Origin of the sequence: Gorillibacterium massiliense (assembly GCF_000455485.1) — a bacterium.
Classification (GTDB): domain Bacteria; phylum Bacillota; class Bacilli; order Paenibacillales; family NBRC-103111; genus Gorillibacterium; species Gorillibacterium massiliense.
Genome location: NZ_CBQR020000102.1, coordinates 79,076 through 97,563 on the forward strand (window position 1 = coordinate 79,076; position 18,488 = coordinate 97,563).

Sequence of the window (18,488 nt, forward strand, 5' to 3'; positions counted from 1 at the left end):
CGGGCGAAGGCTCTCAGGTTGCAATCAGCTCCTATGTTGAAAATGGAAGTTACTGGAGGCCACCGACAAGTTCCCGATATTTCTCATACCATGCTTTCCACTCGGTTTCTCGGGATTCAATCGTTCTTCCGTCCAGCAAAGCACCAACCACGTCCAAGCACACATGCCATCCGGCAAGGTCCTTCGGAGTGTGATCGGTTATTTGATTAAGGGTTTCCACCAAGAGCAACCGGCATCCGCCGGACTCCGGAGCGAGTTCAAACCTGACGCGGTCTTCGCCCCACGTATATTCCAACACGGAGGGGTTTTTCAGTTCTAGAATACTCATCTTCGCAAATGTGCCGTCCCTCATGTCAAACTTGATGAACCCGCCTTCCCGCAGTTCGCCGACGCTCAATTCGGAGAACCACAACTCCAACTTGTCATCCTCAGTCAAATAAGACCACACTTGCCCGACTGGGTGCTTATAATGGCGCTCGAACCGGGCGGTATATCCGTTTTGACCTTGCTTCAGATCAGCCAGCATGGGCATCTCTCCTCAAAAGAAATTGGCTCCTTTACTTCTTCTACCCCCATTTTACCGGATATGAAAAGGACTGTCCGGTAAGATTCACCGTAACAGTCCTTGCCTGAATATGCCTGACCTAAATGCGTTTACTTATCTTTGTACGATTCCGCAATGGCGTTTGCCGCCACAATAGCTTGGTAGACGTCCTCCGGCGTTACGGGAAAGGGCATATTCCCCATCGTATCGCTGTCCGCGCATGACAATTCGGCCACTTGACGCCATTCGGCTTCCTCGAATTTTTTGACGCCAAGGTCCTCGAGGGTCAGGGGCAGTTGAACGTCCTTGATCAACTGAATAACCGTCTCCAGCTCCTCGATCGGGGCATTTTCAAGCACGAGTTGGGTCAATAAGCCGAAGGTGACCTTTTCACCATGCTGGACCTTGTGCAGGGAGTGAACGGCCGTCATCCCGTTGTGTATGGCATGGGCGGCGGCGAGGCCTCCCGATTCAGCGCCGACGCCGCTTAGATAAATGGTGGCCTCGATCGTGTTCTCTACAGCTTTCGTCACGACCTTTTGATTGACGGCGATTTTGGCGTTCACCGCATTTTCCAGCAGCGTTTCATAACACAAGCGGGCCAGACCCAGCGCCGTATCCGAAGGCTTCTTCAGCACCAGGTTGTCGCCATGGGATTGGTAGCAGGCGCGGGCTTCAAAATAGGTGGCTAAAGCATCGCCGATTCCCGCAGCAAAAAATCGCGCCGGAGCGGCGGCCAAAATATCGACGTCGGCCAGAACGATATCGGGATTTTTCGGTAGAAAGAGATACTCGTCGAAGGAGCCATCCTTCTTATAGATCACGGCCAGCGCGGTGCAGGGGGCATCCGTCGAGGCGATCGTCGGGAAAATGACAACCGGCAGCTTTTCATAATAGGCGGTGGCTTTGGCGGTATCCAAGGTTTTGCCCCCACCAATCCCGACGACGATATTGCAGCCGGTGCCTCGCACCCGCTCGCGATGGCGTTCGATTTCTTCCTTCGTGCATTCGTAATTGAACTTTTCGAAAACGGCTTTGTTGCCCGCTCCTTCAATGGCCGAGCCCGCTTCCTTCTGTGCCCGCTCCAAAATAAATTCATCGCAGATGATATAGGCATGATCCCCGTAGGTTTTCATGTAATCATTTAATTTGGGAAGCAAATTGCGTCCGGAATAGAACTTGCTCGGGGAAGTAATCGATTTTACCGTCTCGGTCATGTGTACGCCTCCATTAGTAGCTAGAATCTGTCCCGACCCTCTCCGTTAGTATGAACATCCGGCACTAAAATATGTCGGTGCGGTTGTTGTGCTTTTTGGCCGCTAGTCGGGCATCCGCTTACTAAATTTGAGAATCCATAACCAAATCAGTAAACTGGAGATAGTGAAGGAGGCAAAACAAATGAGCGATTCGACTGTCATGGAAATCGGGATCAGCACCTTTTTGGAAACAACACCCGACGTTACGACCGGTAAAATCATGAGCCAAGCCGAAAGGCTGCGCAATGCCGTCGAAGAGATCGTCTTAGCCGACCAAGTCGGGCTTGATGTCTACGGAATTGGCGAACATCACCGTCCCGATTACGCCGGTTCGGCACCGGTTGTCGTTCTGGCGGCAGCCGCGAGCATGACCAAACACATCCGGCTGACCAGCGCCGTGACCGTGTTGTCCTCGGACGATCCCGTGCGAGTCTATCAGGCTTTCGCCACACTGGACGGCATCTCGAACGGCCGGGCGGAAATCATGGCAGGCCGCGGCTCGTTTATCGAATCCTTTCCGCTGTTTGGGTACAGCCTGGACGATTACAACGAATTGTTCGACGAAAAGCTGGAGCTGCTCCTGGCTGTCCGGGAATCGGAAAAAGTCAGCTGGCGCGGCGGCCACCGCCCTGCCATCGATAACCTCGGCGTCTATCCCCGCGCCGTGCAAAATCCGCTGCCTGTGTGGATCGCCACCGGCGGCAATCCAGAGTCGGCGGTACGGGCCGGGATGCTGGGTCTTCCCGTCGCCTTCGCCATTATCGGCGGCATGCCGGAGCGTTTTGCCCCTCTCGTCGATCTCTACAAAAGTGCCGCGGCAAAAGCGGGCCATGATCCGGCCAAGCTGTCTATCGCCACCCACTCTCACGGCTTTGTCGGCGACTCCAATGAGGCGACCGCCGAAATGTTCTACGCTCCGACCCAGGCGCAAATGAACGTCCTCGGCCGGGAACGAGGCTGGGGACAGCCTTATGACCGGGCCGCTTATGACGCCGCCCGCAGCCTGCGGGGTGCGCTCTATGTCGGCGATCCCGAATACGTAGCCGAGAAAATCCTTCTCCTGCGCAAGAATCTGGGCATCACCCGGTTCTTCATGCACTTGGGCGCCGGAACGATGCCCCACCGGGAAGTTTTGCGCGCCATCGAACTATTGGGTACCCGCGTCGCCCCCATTGTGCGTAAAGAAATCGCCCGGGGCTGAAGCGGTTCATATTCACCAAAATGAAAAAGGAGCTGTTGAACATGATCATCGTAACCAACCGCATGAAGGTCAAAAAAGGGATGGGAGCCGCGATGGCCCCCCGTTTTACAGCACCAGGACCGCTGGATACCACCAAAGGCATCGTAAAGGTGGAAGTCCTGCTAACCCGTAACCTACCCGACCATGATGAACTGAGCGTGAACACTTACTGGGAAACGGATGCGGACTTTGCCGCCTGGAAAGAAAGCGATGCCTTTAAAACAGCCCACAAGCGCCCGGAAGGCAAAACGGGAGAAGCACCAAAGGAATCGCCGGTCATAAGCAGCGAAATTATCGTTTACGACATCGCTACTGCGAAAGAAGTGGGAAAATAGTCCTTGCGGAAATAAGCATGTGAAAAGCCTGTCCCTATTGGTATGTTCTCCCTATTAAGCAGCCAGGTTAAAAAAAGGAATCTGGCCCTTGGAGCGAGCATATCCTATTATGGACAGGCTTTTTTTCATTTTGCGGCACTCATGTTTTGTTAAAATTATTTATGAATATCTTGCATTTTCATTAATATTTTCATATAATGGGAAAGTGCTAATTTTGTCATATTTTGTAATAAAAACGAACAATGGGACGGTGGGTAATGGTAACAAAAAGAAGTGTCGCTACAGCTATTATTTTTACTTTTATCACTTGTGGGATTTATGGTATTTATTGGTTTATCTGCCTGACCAACGATGTCGGCACATTGAGCGGGGATGACCGTTTCACAGGAGGAAAGCATTTTCTGCTCACCCTTGTGACTTGCGGAATTTGGGGCTACGTATGGTGCTACCAGCTTGGCAAGCATATTCAAGAAGCCCAAATGAGAAGCGGATACCCGGCATCGGACAATTCCGTCCTGTTCATCATTTTGAACTTATTCGGTTTGTCCATCGTTACTTACGGCATTGCACAGGCCGATGTCAACAAATTGGTATAAGTCCGCCGCTCCTTTTCGGACGGTGAACCGCAAGCTGGTGCACGGCTCCGCGTTTGGTTTAGGGGGGCTCCTCTACCTTCAGGTTTGGCTGCCGTTAACCGGACTGGCCATCCCCTGCGTCTTCCTCAAAGTAACGGGACTCTATTGTCCAGGCTGTGGGATGACCCGGGCTGTCCTCTCGATCCTACGATTAGATTTCTATCAGGCGTTCCGCTACAACGCTCTTCTTTTTCTGCTTCTTCCCTTGTTTCTTGCATATGGGATCACACAGAAGACAGGGCGAAAGCGGCTCGGAAGCGGAATCATGGCGGTCATGCTAATCATGACCCTCGGTTACGGACTGCTGCGGAATTTTCCGGCCTTTGCTTGGCTGGCTCCGACTACGATTTAAATGAATGCAGGCACCAAAAAGAAGCCTTCCCCACAGTGTTAACCGGCGGGAAGGCTTCTTTTTTGCAATCTTCAAACTCAATTCATTAACAATTCATAAATGACAACTGCAGCTTCTGCGCGCGTTGCGGTACCGTTGGGGGAAAACCTCCCGTTCTCCATGCTGGTGACGATTCCGGCTTGCTGCAATGCTTTAATCGCTTGCGCTGCATAAACCGCGATGCTCGAATCGTCGGTAAATGTGATTGCGTTAACGGTATTTTGCAGCTTGATATTTGCCTTTTCTGTGGCGCGGTATATCATGACGGCCATGTCCTGCCTGCTAATCTTGTCGTTGATACCGTAAGATCCGTCCGTTTTCCCACTGACGATGCCGAGCTGTTGAGCCGAAGCGATTGCCTGATAATACCAGGCACCTGCCAACACATCGGTAAAAGTGCTTGTTGCCAGGTTGTCGTTCAGATCCAACGCATTCATCAGCATTTGGGTGAACTCAACTCTGGTAACCTCATTGTTCGGTGCAAAAGTTCCAGTCTTAACGCCGGCAACGATACCCCGTACTTCGAGAGCTTGAATGCTATCCATTGCCCAAGGAACGATGTTCACGTCCTTGAATGTAGATTCATTGGCTTTAGCAAAGTATTTGCTGAAGTGCTTCGGAGTAAATTCGACTTTTCCCGTCGCTGCGTTGTATTTCCCATTTTTAACAACTTCCAGCCTGCCGCTGTCATCGATGTAATAAACGACGACGTTGTGTGGATTTTCACCCGGCTTCAGCGTGTAATCCATGCTGACTTTAACGTCATTACCGATGAATTTCGATATTTTTTCACCGTTTACGCTCAAGCTGAAATTGTAGACGGTATTTCCGCCCAGTTGATCCCGGACCATTTCGGACAGCGACGCCGGATCTACGACAGCCACAGACAACTGAACGTTGCCGGTTCCCCTCACGTCGTTATGGTTCAGCAATTTCGGATCAAGCGTTACGGTAGCCAGACCAGTGTCGATCACAATGGATTGGATCTGATCCGATACCGCTTGAACTTGATCTGTCGGCAAGTTGACTTGAACTTCTTTAACGCCGGTACTTGATTGCACCTGAATCTTGACGGTTTTGTCCGTAGTTTGACTGATTGCTTGATGGAAGTCATTTGAACTAATGGTCACAGATACTATACCATTGCTGTCCGGCTGAGCCTTTGCAGTTATTTGATTATTGTTTACTGTGTTAATAGGACCCTGCGTCGAAGTTGAAGTTGAAGTCGGTGTTGCAGTCGACGCGGCGTTGACGGTTACAATGCTTGTTGCTGTATGTCCGCCGTCAGCAGTCGTTACAGTAATGGTGGCAGTGCCTGCTCTAACAGGTGTGACAACACCAGTGTTGTCCACAATCGCAACACTCGTATCATTGGAGCTCCACGTGACGTTTTTGTTGGTGGCATTAGTCGGCTGAACGGTGGCGGTTAACGTCGCAGTCGCTCCGCTCACAGTCAGCGAAAGCTTCGATTGGTCGAGGGTGACCCCGGTTACGGAAATGTCTGAGGTTTTGCCGTTCAAGGTCAACACGCCGAAAATGGATGTGTCCTGATATCCCTGACCGGTCGTATCGTTCCATGCGGCAACACTTTGACGGACTTTGTCTTTCGCGTCATTGATTTGAACATCAAAACCAAGTTTACTATCGTTACTAGGTGTAACTTTTTTAAACGGAATCTTCATTTCAACCGTGTAGTTCGTTCCGGAAACGTGAGTTGCCGATACGAACCCGTCTGCGATGCTTGCCGGGCTGAATGTCGTTTCGTTATCAAAATTTACTCGATACTGTCCGTCATCATCTTGATAGAACGTAGTCTTGCCATTGTTTTCGTCCACGAAGACTTCGACGGAATCCTGCTCCCATGCATTTTCATTCGATTTATCCAGTTGCGTGTCGCTAACTTGGACCAGAACATACAAGTTCTGATCATCCCAGAGTACTTTGGCCACTCCGCTCGCACCTTGCCAGGCCATCTGGTACCGGTTGATCGGGAGCTCGGGAGCTCCGCTCCAAACCGTGTCAACCGTTCCGTCAATGACAGGCGTACCAAAAGCAGCGGTGGATTGCCTTGCATCGATTGATCCCGCCGTATGTTGGGAAATAAATGTATCCGGATCGATCACACCGTAGTAAGCCGGTTTAGCCTGCAGGTTCTTGTCAAACAATACCGGGTTTTGCGAGGATCGCCAGCTCGTATTGTCATCCATTCCCCAGAAGGTAACTCGTGCAATATGATCGGCATGAGCTTTGAAGATTTTGAGCAACTGCGCATAGAGGTAGCCTTGGGCGTTCGCAAGCTGATCGGAAAGCTGGTAGTTGCTTCCTACCGTAACGTCCAGCTCGGTTATGCTGACCTCTACGCCCAAAGAAATAAACTTCTCCAAGGATAGTTCGACATTGGCCGGATTGGTATTGATATTGTAGTGTCCCTGCATGCCCATGCCATCAATGAGGAGCTTGCCAGAGTGTGACTTAGCATACTTATCATTGAGATCCTTGATCATGTTGTAAATGGCTGTCGCTTTATTCTGGTTATCTTCGTTATAGTCGTTATAGTAAAGCTTGATATCCCAACCGGGATGCGCGTCCAGTACTTCTCGTGCCGCCAAGAATGCTTGCTCTACGTAGTCCGGTCCGATGGCATTATACCATGAACTTTGACGCAACGACGCTTGCCAATCCGCTGGGTTACCCGGGTTATCGTTCATCGCTTCGTTGACGACGTCCCACGAAATCACCTTGTTGCCGAAATGCTCCATGACCTTTTGGATATGAGTCTTCATATTCTGGAGAGCTTCGTCCCGTCCCAAAGGCGTGGTACCGTCGGACGTATTCATCCACGTAGGACTCTGCTGATGCCATACCAGCACGTGCCCGTGCATCTTCAATCCCGCAGCCAAGACTTTAGTAACAAGGTCATCGGCTGCAGAAAAGTCAAGATTGCCATTCGTATCATACAATGCAACAGGCTTCATCGCGTTTCCGGCCGTGGCGACATTATGATGCATCTTCAGAAGATCAAACCGAACCCCGTCCATATCTTCTGCCGATACCACGTTCCCGATGAGGAAGTCATTTTGATAGGCACCTTTGAGCGGAGTCAGGTCTTTCTGTATGGCGGTCGGGCCCGAGCCCGTGCTTACAAAGCTGACATCATCCATATAGAACGATGCTGTTGCGTCACTGGCGCTTTCCACATAGATGGTCAAATACTCGCCGCCAACACTGTTATAACGGTAGGTTCCCTCATACAGAACCCAGCCGTCGCTCGTGCTGATTGCACTCTTGGCCAGGGCAACATAATTGGCACTGCTTCCATTGCCGATTTGCGTGGACAGCTGGAGCTGGGAGCTTGCCGGTTCGATCAGCTTGACCCAAGCCGAAATTTTATATTCGTAACCTTTGTCCACATATTTCTCCACGCGCAATGAAGGCCCGTGCCACGTGCTTGTCCTGCCCTCTACTTTCAAAGCATAAGAGCCACCTGCGGTATGATTGGCTTCATTGGTGACAGTCAGCGTTTCCTTGCCTGATCTGCCCACGAAGCCGCCTGCCGATTGATCCTCAAAGGTGATGGTGGAGAAAGGCAGAGCCGCAGGTCGAGGCGTCTCATCAGTGCCGCCACCGCTACCCGAAGCCACCTTCTCGGTAATAAGAACATCCCCGATGTAGAACGGAACCGAGGCTCCTTTATCGTTGGATTGAACACGTAGTTTCGTATCTTTGCTTGTATCCACGGTAAACTCTTTCGTCAGCGTGGAAGCACTTCCGGCTGCAAAGTCTGCGCCGGCTAAGAAACCATAGCTTATGTCAGCAGTTTGAAGATAAGCTTGGGCGCCAGCAGGCACCGTCTCACCAGCATCAACATAAACGGATATGGTTACTGTATAGGTTTTACCATTTTCCAAACCGATGTCGCTATAATTGAAATCCGCCGCATCAAAATCGTGCGATCTGTTGCTTACAGATAAAGCCTTTCCATCAGCATTACCATCAAACACTTTGTTCGAGACCTGTGTCAGACTAGCACTGCCCGATTGCTTTGCAGCTCCTATGTCGTTTGCAAAGGTTTCGTGATAAATGACCGTATCCGTCGCTGCCGATGCTTGTTTAGCCGTAATAAGAACATCTCCGAGGTAGAACGGAACCGAGACTCCTTTATCGTTGGATTGAACACGTAGTTTCGTATCTTTGCTTGTATCCACGGTAAACTCTTTCGTCAGCGTGGAAGCACTTCCGGCTGCAAAATCTGCGCTGGCTAAGAAGCCATAGCTTATTGCAGCCGTTTGAAGATAAGCTTGGGCGCCAGCAGGCACAGTCTCACCAGCATCAACATAAACGGATATGGTCACCGTATAGGTTTTACCGTTTTCCAAACCGATGTCGCTATAATTGAAATCCGCCGCATCAAAATCGTGCGATCTGTTGCTTACAGATAAAGCCATTCCATCAGCATTACCATCAAACACTTTGTCCGAGACCGGTGTCAGACTAGCACTGCCCGATTGCTTTGCAGCTCCTATGCCGTTTGCAAAGGTTTCGTGATAAACTACAGTGTCCGAAGTCTCAGCTTTCACGACCGGGGCAAGCAAGCCTGACGGGGTAAGTAAAGCTGCTACAAGTAAAATCGAGACGACTCTTTTGAGTTTTCTACTCATTTAGCGATATCCCCTCCGATATAGTAATATCGAATCCAAAGTGGCCCAGTACAGATAGGGCTGCTTTCCTTTCCCGAAAACCAATTGAGAACATGCATCCCCCCCAACTTTATTGATAGCGCTTCCAAAATAAGTTCTATGTCTCACCTCCTTCGTCCCTCTGACTGTCAACAGGCTATTGTTATGAAAGCGATTTATTTTGCAGTTTTTATTTTACAATGACTTTTTTTAATGCATAACCCAATGGAATAAAGATGTTAGGCAGAAAAAGTTTAGATGTTTTTCAAAAAAACGCCATGCGCGACTCAATAACACAATTAGGCGTTAAACTTCCGTCCTCATTATGGGACAATAAAAATGGCAACCAAGGGTTACTGATTTAGCCCGCACATTTCGAGTTCAAGTCTAAAGGAGCTTTGAAGAAGCCCAAAATTCAAAAAAGGTTGCGGCCAAGGAAATGTGCGATATTATAAAAAAAACGGCTGCACGAATGGCGCATCCGGCTTGGTACAGCGAAAAAAACAGAGGGGGGACCATTCCTTGCTGGTTATCAATCAAAACGAAGCGGAAGAATTATTGCCTATGAACGCCTGTATTTCCATCATGGAGAAGGTGCTGGCTGATCTGTCCACGGGACAAGCCGTCCAAAACCTGCGGCAGGTGCTCCCCTTGCATGAGGCAGGGCTGATCGGCATCATGCCCGGTTATCTCAAGGGAGAGGAAACCGCCGGGGCGAAAATCATCAGCGTGTTTCCCGATAATCATAAGCGAGGGCTGCCCTCCCACCAGGGCATCATCACGCTGTTTGACGCTGCCACCGGCGCGGTAAAAGCGCTGGTCGACGGGCGCAAAATCACCGCCATCCGCACCGCCGCCGTCAGCGCGGCCGCCACTCGCCTGCTGGCCCGGGAGAACGCCACGGAGCTGGCGATTCTCGGCAGCGGCGAGCAGGCCGCAAGCCATCTCCGGGCGATGCTGCTGGCGCGGCCGATCCGGCGGGTCCGGGTGTGGAGCCCGACGCCGGAGCATGCCCGCGCTTTTCAGCAGCGCATGAGCCCGGAGCTGGAGGCGGCAGCGGTGGAGCTGGCGGTGGCGGCGGATGTCCGCACGGCCGTGGAAGGCGCCGACGTCATCTGCACCGTGACAGCGGCGACGGAGCCGGTTTTGCGCGGCGAGTGGCTGAAGGGCGGCGCGCACATCAACGCCGTCGGCGCATGCCGGGCGGCGGACCGGGAGCTGGACGGGGCAGCAGTAGCCCGGTCGCGTCTTTATGTGGACCGGCGGGAAGCGGCCTTGAGCGAATCCGGCGATTATCTTCTCGCCCTGGCGGAAGGCGCTATACCCGAGAGCCACATCATTGGCGAAATCGGCGAGCTCTTGGCAGGCCATGCCGCAATCGCTGGTCGCACAAGCGACAGCGAGATTACACTATTCAAATCTTTGGGCTTGGCCGTGGAAGATTTGGCCGCCGCCCAATTCATTTACCAGGAAGCTATCCAGCAGAAGCGAGGCGTTGACATTGCTTTATGACTTTCATTTGACTTCCGAACAGGAAGAACGGGCGAAACGCCTGCACGAAGAAAACATCAATATCGATTTGCTGTTCCAAGGGCCGCTCTCTCCTACTGCTATTCCGGATTCCGTTTCGGAACGTATTCGCGAGCTGTGTGAACCCTTTCGCGACGATCCTATGCGGTACAGCAGTCTGCCCGCCAAGTGGATTATCCAGCTGTCGGCAAGCGGAGTCATTCCCGAGTATAAAAGCGAGTGGTACAAGTCGGGGATTACCGCCGGCAACCGGGAACTGCACCTGTCCAACACAGATGATTTCATCACCAGCATGGGCGAAGTGCAATTGCAGTTTGATTCCCACGATTGGCTGATCAAAGCCCTTACCGCCGAGGACATCCGTAGGGCCAAAAGAGAGGGACGAAAAGCGGGAATCGTCACCGCCCAGGAGACTGAGGTCCTAAGCAAAAACCTCGACTTGCTGGACGCCTTGCACCAATTCGGCTTGCGGGTTTTGCAGCTTACCTACAACAGCCAAAACCAGATCGGTGCCGGCTGTGCGGAACGGTCTAATGGCGGCTTGACCAACTTTGGCCGTGCTTTTATCGACCGGATGAACAAGCTGGGCATCGTCGTCGACACCGGCCACTGTGGCAAGGCGACGACGCTTGAAGCCTGCGCAGTGTCCTCCGCGCCGGTCATCGCCTCCCATACGGGAGTGGAGGCCCTTTACCCCCACATGCGGTGCAAGAGCGACGAGGAGTTCAAGGCCATAGCCGCCACCGGCGGAGTCATCGGCATTTTCGCCATGCCTTGGTTCGTGTACGAGGACCCGGATCACACCACCCTCGACCATGTGCTGGATCACATCGACTACGTTGTCCGGCTGGTCGGCGTTGATCATGTGGGCATCGGCACCGACTGGCCCATGAGCGACCTGACATGGTCCTTGGTTTATTTTAAAGAGCATATCGCCCCGAAATTGGGGTTCGCTCCCGGCGACGGCCCTTCCACCGAAACTGTTGTCGGTCTTGAGCAATACGGCGATTTCATCAATTTTACCCGGGGGCTGGTGGCCCGCGGCTACTCCGACAGCGACATCGCCAAGATCATGGGTGGCAACTGGCTACGGGTTTTTGAACAAGTCTGGGGATAGAAGGAGACCGAAATGATGGCAACCGACAACATGAACGTTTTACCGAACACTGTTTTTGCCCTTTATTGCGCAGGCGTCTATTCGGGGAAAATCCGGTTTACCTCCAAACAAGTAATGCACGCCAAGGTTGACCCGCGCCGCCGCACGCAGATGCAGATGAACGCCCTCGACGACCGGAACCCTTACGTGCTTCCTCTGGAAAAAATCCAGCGCGATTTAGCAACCTACTCTGCCGCTGACTGGACCGGCGACGGCGACGAACGGGTGCTGGACAGCGGCGACGTCTATCAGAGGCATATTCAATATAGCGGGGTGGTTGCCGGACGTCCGCTCACGTCCCAAGTATGGGCTCGGCGGAACGGTACGGCTCTGGACATCGTGACCGTGGAGGGCGAGATCATCGCTTTTCTGACGCCGAACCGTTACGGTCTGGAAATCATCGTGAAGGAAGGCTATGAGCACCTCACCCCGCTCGTCGGATACGACGATCCGTTGCTGTCCAAGCCGGAATACGGCATCAACGAGCTGGGAACCTACCTGGTGCCCATGCGGGACGGCGTGCGGTTGGCTACGGACGTTTATCTTCCCGAAGGCATCGAGCCCGGCGCGAAGCTGCCGACCATTCTCGTGCGCACCTGCTACGACCGGCACGGCAAAAAACCGTTTTTCCTGCGTTGGGCAAACAAAGGGTACGCCGTCGTCAATCAGGACGTTCGGGGGCGGGCGGATTCCGAGGGCGATCTGGTTCCCTTCTATTACGAGCGGGAAGACGGCAGCGACACCATCGACTGGATCGTCGCGCAGGATTGGTCCGACGGACAAGTTGGCATGTGGGGCGCTTCTTATCTCGGCTACGTCGTGACGGCAGCCTCCACCAGCGGAAACCCCAACCTGAAAGCCGTCGTCAACGAAGTCAACGTCGGCTCTCCCTTCACGGATACGGCGCGAAAAGGCGGCACCCTCTGCTCATGGCCGCTGTTGTCCTGGACGATGGCGCAGTCGGTGGGCACGCGGACGGATTTCGATATTTTCGGTGGGGTCACAGTCGACCCCGCTGCGGCGGTAGACGCGCGCCCCATCAGGGACATCCCCCGGCAGATGATCGGCCATAACTCCGGGCCATGGGACCTCTGGAGCGAACACCCCGACTACGACGATTTCTGGAAAAATTGCACCTACTCCGAGCGCGGCGACCAAGTGAACGTGCCGATGTACGTCATCTCCGGCTGGTATGACGGCGACAGTCCCGGCGTCTCCGAGACGTGGCGGATGCTCACCAAGCACGACGTGCCGAACCGGAAAATCCGCCTCGGCCCTTGGGAGCACGGCCCCAACCGAGCGCGGGATTACGGCGGCTTAAACTTCGGCAACGACGGTGTCGTTTACGACTACGACATCTCCGTGCTGCGCTGGTTTGACCGGTTTTTGAAGGGGATCGACAACGGCATCGACCGGGAGCCGCGGGCATCCTATTATGTCGTGGGCGAAAACCGCTGGCGGACATCGGCAGACTGGACCCCGGCGGAAGCGGTCGTAGCTCCCTTCTATTTGGCCAGCAGCGGCCGAGCCAATTCCAGTTCGGGAGATGGCAGATTGCAGCTTACGCCAGGAGCTGGTGAACATTCCGTGCCGGACATCTACTTCTATAACCCTGCCGATCCTGTGGACGAAAGCGGCGAGCGGGAACCGGAAAACATGCGTAAGCATGAGCTGCGAAACGACGTCCTCGTTTACAGCAGCGACGTCTTGACCGAAGACGTCACCGTCGCCGGTGAGTTATCTGCCGTTTTGTATGCGGCTAGCTCCGCTTTGGACACGGACTGGGCCGTCGCTCTGTGCGACGTGAACGAGAGGGGCGATTCTTTCCGCCTGTCCAACTACATCGTCCGGGCCCGCTACCGCCACGGCTATGACAAGCCCGAGCTGCTGACCCCGGGGCAGGTGGAGAAATTCGAAATTTTCATGCCGAATGTCGGCTACACTTTTTCCAAAAATCACCGCATCCGCTTCACCGTCACCTCCTCCAGCAAAAACGTCGTCTTCCCCAACCTGAACACGGGCGGTGACCCTTACGAGGATGCGGAGCCCATTATCGCCAAGCAGACGATCTATCATAGCGAGGAATATCCGAGCCACGTGTTGCTGCCGATTTTAAATAAATAAAAAATGAGGACCGCTGCCGGTAGGATTCCGGAGCGGTCCTCGTGCGGTTAGGCGATGGATGCTGCTATAGTGGCGAGCCCTGACCGGCGCTGTTGCAAAAAGTACAATCTCTTCGCCTCATTCCCTTCGTTTGAGCGTCGGTGATTGTATTTTGTGCAATTGAATCCATCGATTTTGGGGGAAATTAACGCTCATAGCAGGTTTCAATTGTACTTTTTGCAACCAAAATATCAAAATCGCCTATAAACTGGAAGTTTTATTGCAGATTTTGCAGTCAGAGCGGGATTGCTTCTTCTTAGCCAGCCGAGGACCGCCCGGATATATAACAGCAGTCCTTTTAGCGTTAGCCTATTAGAGGAGTTGTCTACCGGACTTACGATGGATGATCTGTCAACGATGGACTCGATCTCATTATTCGGGACACGGGTTGCTGATGAATCGCCACGAGCCGCGTTATCGGCTGGCCAATCAACCCGCTGCGGCTACACGCTCAACCGCTCCTCCTCTTCGGCGATCCGTTTCACGTCAATTCACGCTCAACCGCTCCTCCTCTTCGGCGATCCGCTTTACGTCAATTCGCTCAAAAAGCAGCTCCAAACCGGTGATCCGCTGGCCAGCCGCCACCTTAGCCAAGCTCCATTTCGGCTCGCTCAAGCCGAGGAACCCCCTTGCTTTTTCACAAGAAAAAGGAATAAATGGGTTCAGCAAATTCGCTAGATTGGCGATGATCTGAACGCAAGCAAACAGCGTCCTCCCGCAGGCTTCCCGATCCTCCTTTAGGGTGATCCACGGCTTCTCTTCATCGAAGAATTTATTAGCCCGGCGTACCCCGGCAAAAATTAGTTCTAGAGCATCCTTCAACTGCCCTTTCTCGATGAGCGCCCCGGACTCCCTGTACAACTGCTCCAAGTCAGCCCGCCACTCTTCCGTCAGGTCGCCGGCCGGAACGCAGCCTTCGAATGATTTTTCGATAAACGCCAAGGTCCGGTTCACGAAGTTGCCGAAAGCCCCTAACAGCTCCCCGTTGTGGCTGTGAATGAACTCCCTCCAGGAAAAATCCGTGTCCCGCTTCTCCGGCCCGTTTGCGATGAGGAAATAGCGGATGGAATCCGGCTGATACCGCTGCAGAATATCCGGCACCCATACCGCCCAATTGCGGCTCGTGGAGAACTTTTTCCCCTCCAGTGTCATGTACTCACAGGAAATGATCCGGTCCGGCAGATGCAAGCCCCCGTATCCCATCAACAGCGCCGGCCAGATCAGCGTATGAAACGGAATGTTGTCCTTGCCGTGCACGTAGTAAGCGACTATCGAGTCTTCCCCTGTACTTTCTCCTGTACTTTCTCCTGTACCTTCCGCCTCAAACCCATCCTGCCAAAAAGGCTCCCACCGGTTCCCCGTCTTTTCCGCCCACTGGATACTGGCCGACAGATAGCCGCTGACCGCCTCGATCCAGACATAGATCTTTTTGTCGTCAAAGCCTTCGAGGGGGACGTCCACGCCCCAATCCAGGTCCCTTGTCGCCGCCCGATCTTGCATCCCTTCCGTCAAATACCGCCGCGTAAGCTGAACCGCATTTTCTCTCCAGCCCTCCGCATGCCCGGCATACTCCGCCAACTTCTCCTGAAAGCCGGACAACCGGAGGTAGAAATGCTCCGTCGGCTTCTGCACAGGCGGGTTTCCGCAAATTTTGCAAACTGGATGAAGCAGATCCGTCGGATCCAAGAGCGTCGAGCAGAAGTCGCACTGATCGCCCCGGGCGCGGTTCCCGCAAACCGGACAATCCCCTTCCACATACCGGTCGGGCAAGAACCGGGCGTCCGTCTCGCAGTACATCATCTCAACGGTTTTTTTGTACAAATGGCCGTTCTCCAGCAGCTTTAAAAACACTTCCTGCACGACCCGGTGGTGAACGGGTTGATCCGTGCGGGTATACAAATCGTAGGTGAACCCTAACCGCTCCAAGCAATCCACGAACTCCCGATGATAACGACCAGCAATCTCCCCAGGTTCAATACCCTCCTGAATAGCCTGCACCGCTACCGGCGTGCCATGGCAGTCGCTGCCCGATACAAACAGCACCCGATCCCCTTTTGCTCGAAAATACCTAGCCAGCACATCCCCAGGCAACAAGCTCGCAAGCCGTCCTAAATGTAAAGAACCGTTGGCATACGGCCATGCTCCGCCAATAAACACCTTCGCCATGCTTCCATCCTCCCTTTTGATGACCCGCTTACCGTCCATTTCTTCTGCAAATCCAGTGTGCCGTAAACGACAAAAAAACCCTCATCCCAAAGGGACGAGAGTTTACACTCACGCGGTACCACCCAATTTCATGCTGCCTTGCGGCATTCACCTCTTCAGGTACGGCGCCAAACGGCGGTTATACCCTAGCACGGTAACGGATGCGGGTTCCGGCGCAGCCTACGGCGGGCGATGCCCGTTTTCGATGCGCAGCTCTGAGACCATGTTCCCAAGGCTGATCTTTACCCCTTTTCAGCTGCCGGGGCTCTCTGTTGAAAGATATCGCGCTGGTACTCTTTCTCTTCTTTGCCTTTAATGAATTTGAAGTTATTGGAGATAATACCAAACCGCGTATTCCAAGTCAACCCTCTCTATGACGAAGCTATCGCATGAATCAACGAGATTGAAGCCATTTACATTTACGCAATTATGGAATATAATAATTACGTAATATCGTAATGAGATAATAAAACAGGCTGGTGAACCTTGATGACACGTGACTTATCCAAGGAACTAGACGAACTCAAACAGCAAATGGCCGACTTGCAGCAGCTTGTCCGGCATTTTATGCCGGAGCGGAAAGGAAGCGCCGCCGTCTCCCATCCGGTGACTTCCCGTCATGAACCGACTACGGAACCTGGGGATGAGGCCGATGTGGCAAACTCGGTCTTTTATTCGGGACGGATGCAAGTGAATGGACTTGGATTGCGCTTAGAGCCACAAGAACGGCGCATGGAGCAGCTGCTCGGCTTGAACGGGGAAAAAGCAGCCAAGGTACTGGCGGCACTGGGCCATAAGCAGCGGCTGGATATTTTGCGGGCAGTACTGCAGGAGCCGTTAACCGGCGCAGAGCTAGTGGATCGGCTGAACATGGGAACGACGGGGCAGCTTTACCACCATCTGAAAGCTTTACAGGGTGCAGATCTGCTCGTTCAAGAGCATGGTGGCCGCTATACCCTTCCCCGCCACCGCCTTCTGCCCTTCCTCCTCTTGTTGGCGGCAGCAGGCGATTTGTTGGACGCAAGCGACTATCTGGCTATGCAGGAAACGAGGGATCAAGCTGGGACTTATTTCAGCGCGGCAGCCGATCTCGATGTTCACCACCTCCTGTGGGCCGTCGTGGAAAATTCCATTCTAGAGCATCAGGAGGGCTATTGCAGCGAAGTCGGCATTTTCCTGCACGGAGACGGCAGCGTGACAGTGGCGGACAATGGCCGGGGCATCCCCGCCCAGCTGCTTCCAGGCACCAACTTGTCCAACGTGCAATCGGTGTTGACCGACATCGGGCGGTTCAGCAGCGCCGCGCCCTATCAAGTGCCCGGGGCGGAAAAAGGCATCACCATCGCCATCGCCAACGCCCTCTCGCAAAAGCTTACCGTGGAAGTCCGCCGTGACGGCAAAATCTACCGCCAGGAGTACCGCCGCGGCATCCCGCAGACCGATCTCCTCACCGTCGGTATTTCAAGCGAGACAGGAACCCGCATCACTTTCACCCCCGATTCCGATCTATTCGGAGCGGGACTCGAACGGACCAAGCTGGAAGAGCGTATCGAGGAGCTGCGCGAAGCGTATCCTCGCCTTGCCATTGCGGTCTTTGATTAAGGAGGCCGAAGAAATGACACCGGAAACGATAAAATCTCCCGGCCACCTACTGAAGATGCTGGATTCGCTGATGCGCGAACCCGCTCCCTTTTGGGATCAATTTTATAAGGACCGAACACGGAGCATCCCGTTTTTCACGGAATATCCCGACGAGAACTTGGTCGCTTACCTGGATTCTGAAAGATTCCCCAAGGGGCGAATGCTGGAGTTGGGCTGCGGACCGGGGCGAAACGCCATTTACGCCAATCTTCAAGGCTTTGAGGTAGACGCGATCGACATCTCGGAAAATGCCATAGCATGGGCGGAGGAACGGGCAAAACAGCGTAACTCCGACGTTCGTTTCCGCTGCCAATCCGTATTCGACCTGTATATTCCCGAGAAATACGACTTCGTCTACGATTCCGGCTGTCTGCATCATCTGTGGCCCCATCGAAGAATCGGCTATATCGAAACGATCCGCCAAGCCCTCAAGCCGGGAGGTCATTTCGGGTTAACCTGCTTCGCGCCCGGCTTTGTTGAAATGGGAGGAGCCGTCGAGTCCACCGATTGGGACATCTACCGGGACCGTAGCATGAAGGGCGGCCAAGCTTACAGTAAAGATAAGCTACTTGACCTGTTCGGAGATGATTTCACTTTGATCGAGTTCAGACCCATGCGGGAATGCCACGACACCGACGAAACATTCGGCGTGCCCTTTTTATCGGCTTCCTTATGGAGAAAAAATTAAACGAGGAGCGGCATGGGGGATTCCCCGA

Annotated in this window: 13 protein-coding genes and 1 other annotated feature; of the genes, 9 read left to right on the forward strand and 4 right to left on the reverse strand. The window is 53.4% G+C overall.

What is annotated here, in order from left to right; all coding sequences use genetic code 11:
• Positions 1 to 49 precede the first annotated feature (49 nt).
• Together TJ79_RS13510 and TJ79_RS13515 are read right to left on the reverse strand one after the other, a co-directional pair.
• The gene (locus TJ79_RS13510; protein WP_040950843.1) at positions 50 to 526 is read right to left on the reverse strand and encodes an SRPBCC family protein; all 477 of its coding nucleotides are present in this window, start codon (positions 524 to 526) and stop codon (positions 50 to 52) included.
• Between the two features lie 128 nt (positions 527 to 654).
• On the reverse strand, positions 655 to 1,761 hold the full coding sequence (locus tag TJ79_RS13515) for a glycerol dehydrogenase (protein WP_040950844.1): 1,107 nt from the start codon (positions 1,759 to 1,761) through the stop codon (positions 655 to 657).
• Positions 1,762 to 1,960: 199 nt separating this feature from the next.
• Between TJ79_RS13515 and TJ79_RS13520 the strand changes: the two genes are divergently transcribed.
• The 4 genes from TJ79_RS13520 to TJ79_RS13535 all read left to right on the forward strand — a co-directional run bounded on the left by TJ79_RS13520 (position 1,961) and on the right by TJ79_RS13535 (position 4,362).
• Positions 1,961 to 3,001 (forward strand): LLM class flavin-dependent oxidoreductase, encoded by a 1,041-nt coding sequence (locus TJ79_RS13520; protein ID WP_081756919.1) that lies wholly within the window; start codon positions 1,961 to 1,963, stop codon positions 2,999 to 3,001.
• Between the two features lie 20 nt (positions 3,002 to 3,021).
• A complete protein-coding gene (locus TJ79_RS13525; protein WP_337588944.1) occupies positions 3,022 to 3,375 on the forward strand; it encodes a heme oxygenase in 354 nt (117 codons plus the stop codon).
• Between the two features lie 257 nt (positions 3,376 to 3,632).
• The gene (locus tag TJ79_RS13530; RefSeq protein ID WP_040950847.1) at positions 3,633 to 3,971 is read left to right on the forward strand and encodes a DUF4234 domain-containing protein; all 339 of its coding nucleotides are present in this window, start codon (positions 3,633 to 3,635) and stop codon (positions 3,969 to 3,971) included.
• Positions 3,952 to 4,362: a DUF2752 domain-containing protein gene (locus TJ79_RS13535; RefSeq protein WP_052339580.1), complete on the forward strand. Its 411-nt coding sequence runs from the start codon at positions 3,952 to 3,954 to the stop codon at positions 4,360 to 4,362. The genes TJ79_RS13530 and TJ79_RS13535 overlap by 20 nt, the downstream gene beginning before the upstream one ends.
• A gap of 77 nt (positions 4,363 to 4,439) precedes the next feature.
• Here TJ79_RS13535 and TJ79_RS13540 read toward each other — a convergent pair whose 3' ends face one another.
• Positions 4,440 to 9,059 (reverse strand): endo-1,4-beta-xylanase, encoded by a 4,620-nt coding sequence (locus TJ79_RS13540; protein ID WP_040950848.1) that lies wholly within the window; start codon positions 9,057 to 9,059, stop codon positions 4,440 to 4,442.
• Positions 9,060 to 9,599: 540 nt separating this feature from the next.
• On the opposite strand from TJ79_RS13540, the gene TJ79_RS13545 reads away from it, so the two are divergent.
• Genes TJ79_RS13545 through TJ79_RS13555 form a run of 3 tightly spaced genes read left to right on the forward strand, consistent with a single transcriptional unit; the run spans position 9,600 to position 13,887 of the window.
• Positions 9,600 to 10,589, forward strand: a complete 990-nt coding sequence (locus TJ79_RS13545) for an ornithine cyclodeaminase family protein (RefSeq protein WP_040950849.1) — start codon at positions 9,600 to 9,602, stop codon at positions 10,587 to 10,589.
• 7 nt (positions 10,590 to 10,596) lie between these two features.
• Positions 10,597 to 11,724 (forward strand): dipeptidase, encoded by a 1,128-nt coding sequence (locus TJ79_RS13550; protein WP_238323005.1) that lies wholly within the window; start codon positions 10,597 to 10,599, stop codon positions 11,722 to 11,724.
• 15 nt (positions 11,725 to 11,739) lie between these two features.
• Entirely contained in the window at positions 11,740 to 13,887 is a 2,148-nt protein-coding gene (locus TJ79_RS13555) for a CocE/NonD family hydrolase (RefSeq protein WP_052339582.1), read from the forward strand.
• Positions 13,888 to 14,412: 525 nt separating this feature from the next.
• Here the strand turns inward: TJ79_RS13555 and metG are convergent.
• Complete coding sequence (metG, locus tag TJ79_RS13560; RefSeq protein ID WP_040950850.1) at positions 14,413 to 16,092, reverse strand: methionine--tRNA ligase; 1,680 nt, start codon at positions 16,090 to 16,092, stop codon at positions 14,413 to 14,415.
• 87 nt (positions 16,093 to 16,179) lie between these two features.
• Positions 16,180 to 16,447 (reverse strand) — a binding site (T-box leader).
• 173 nt (positions 16,448 to 16,620) lie between these two features.
• Between metG and TJ79_RS13565 the strand changes: the two genes are divergently transcribed.
• Together TJ79_RS13565 and TJ79_RS13570 are read left to right on the forward strand one after the other, a co-directional pair.
• A complete protein-coding gene (locus TJ79_RS13565) occupies positions 16,621 to 17,733 on the forward strand; it encodes an ATP-binding protein (RefSeq protein ID WP_040950851.1) in 1,113 nt (370 codons plus the stop codon).
• Positions 17,734 to 17,746: 13 nt separating this feature from the next.
• A complete protein-coding gene (locus TJ79_RS13570) occupies positions 17,747 to 18,460 on the forward strand; it encodes a class I SAM-dependent methyltransferase (protein ID WP_040950852.1) in 714 nt (237 codons plus the stop codon).
• The last annotated feature ends 28 nt before the right edge of the window (positions 18,461 to 18,488 follow it).

Bases quoted from the DNA above. Each gene is read 5' to 3' on its own strand.
- TJ79_RS13510 (WP_040950843.1), bottom strand. From the start codon at position 526: ATGCTGGCTGATCTGAAGCAAGGTCAAAACGGATATACCGCCCGGTTC.
- TJ79_RS13515 (WP_040950844.1), bottom strand. From the start codon at position 1,761: ATGACCGAGACGGTAAAATCGATTACTTCCCCGAGCAAGTTCTATTCC.
- TJ79_RS13520 (WP_081756919.1), top strand. From the start codon at position 1,961: ATGGAAATCGGGATCAGCACCTTTTTGGAAACAACACCCGACGTTACG.
- TJ79_RS13525 (WP_337588944.1), top strand. From the start codon at position 3,022: ATGAAAAAGGAGCTGTTGAACATGATCATCGTAACCAACCGCATGAAG.
- TJ79_RS13530 (WP_040950847.1), top strand. From the start codon at position 3,633: ATGGTAACAAAAAGAAGTGTCGCTACAGCTATTATTTTTACTTTTATC.
- TJ79_RS13535 (WP_052339580.1), top strand. From the start codon at position 3,952: ATGTCAACAAATTGGTATAAGTCCGCCGCTCCTTTTCGGACGGTGAAC.
- TJ79_RS13540 (WP_040950848.1), bottom strand. From the start codon at position 9,059: ATGAGTAGAAAACTCAAAAGAGTCGTCTCGATTTTACTTGTAGCAGCT.
- TJ79_RS13555 (WP_052339582.1), top strand. From the start codon at position 11,740: ATGGCAACCGACAACATGAACGTTTTACCGAACACTGTTTTTGCCCTT.
- metG (WP_040950850.1), bottom strand. From the start codon at position 16,092: ATGGCGAAGGTGTTTATTGGCGGAGCATGGCCGTATGCCAACGGTTCT.
- TJ79_RS13565 (WP_040950851.1), top strand. From the start codon at position 16,621: ATGACACGTGACTTATCCAAGGAACTAGACGAACTCAAACAGCAAATG.
- TJ79_RS13570 (WP_040950852.1), top strand. From the start codon at position 17,747: ATGACACCGGAAACGATAAAATCTCCCGGCCACCTACTGAAGATGCTG.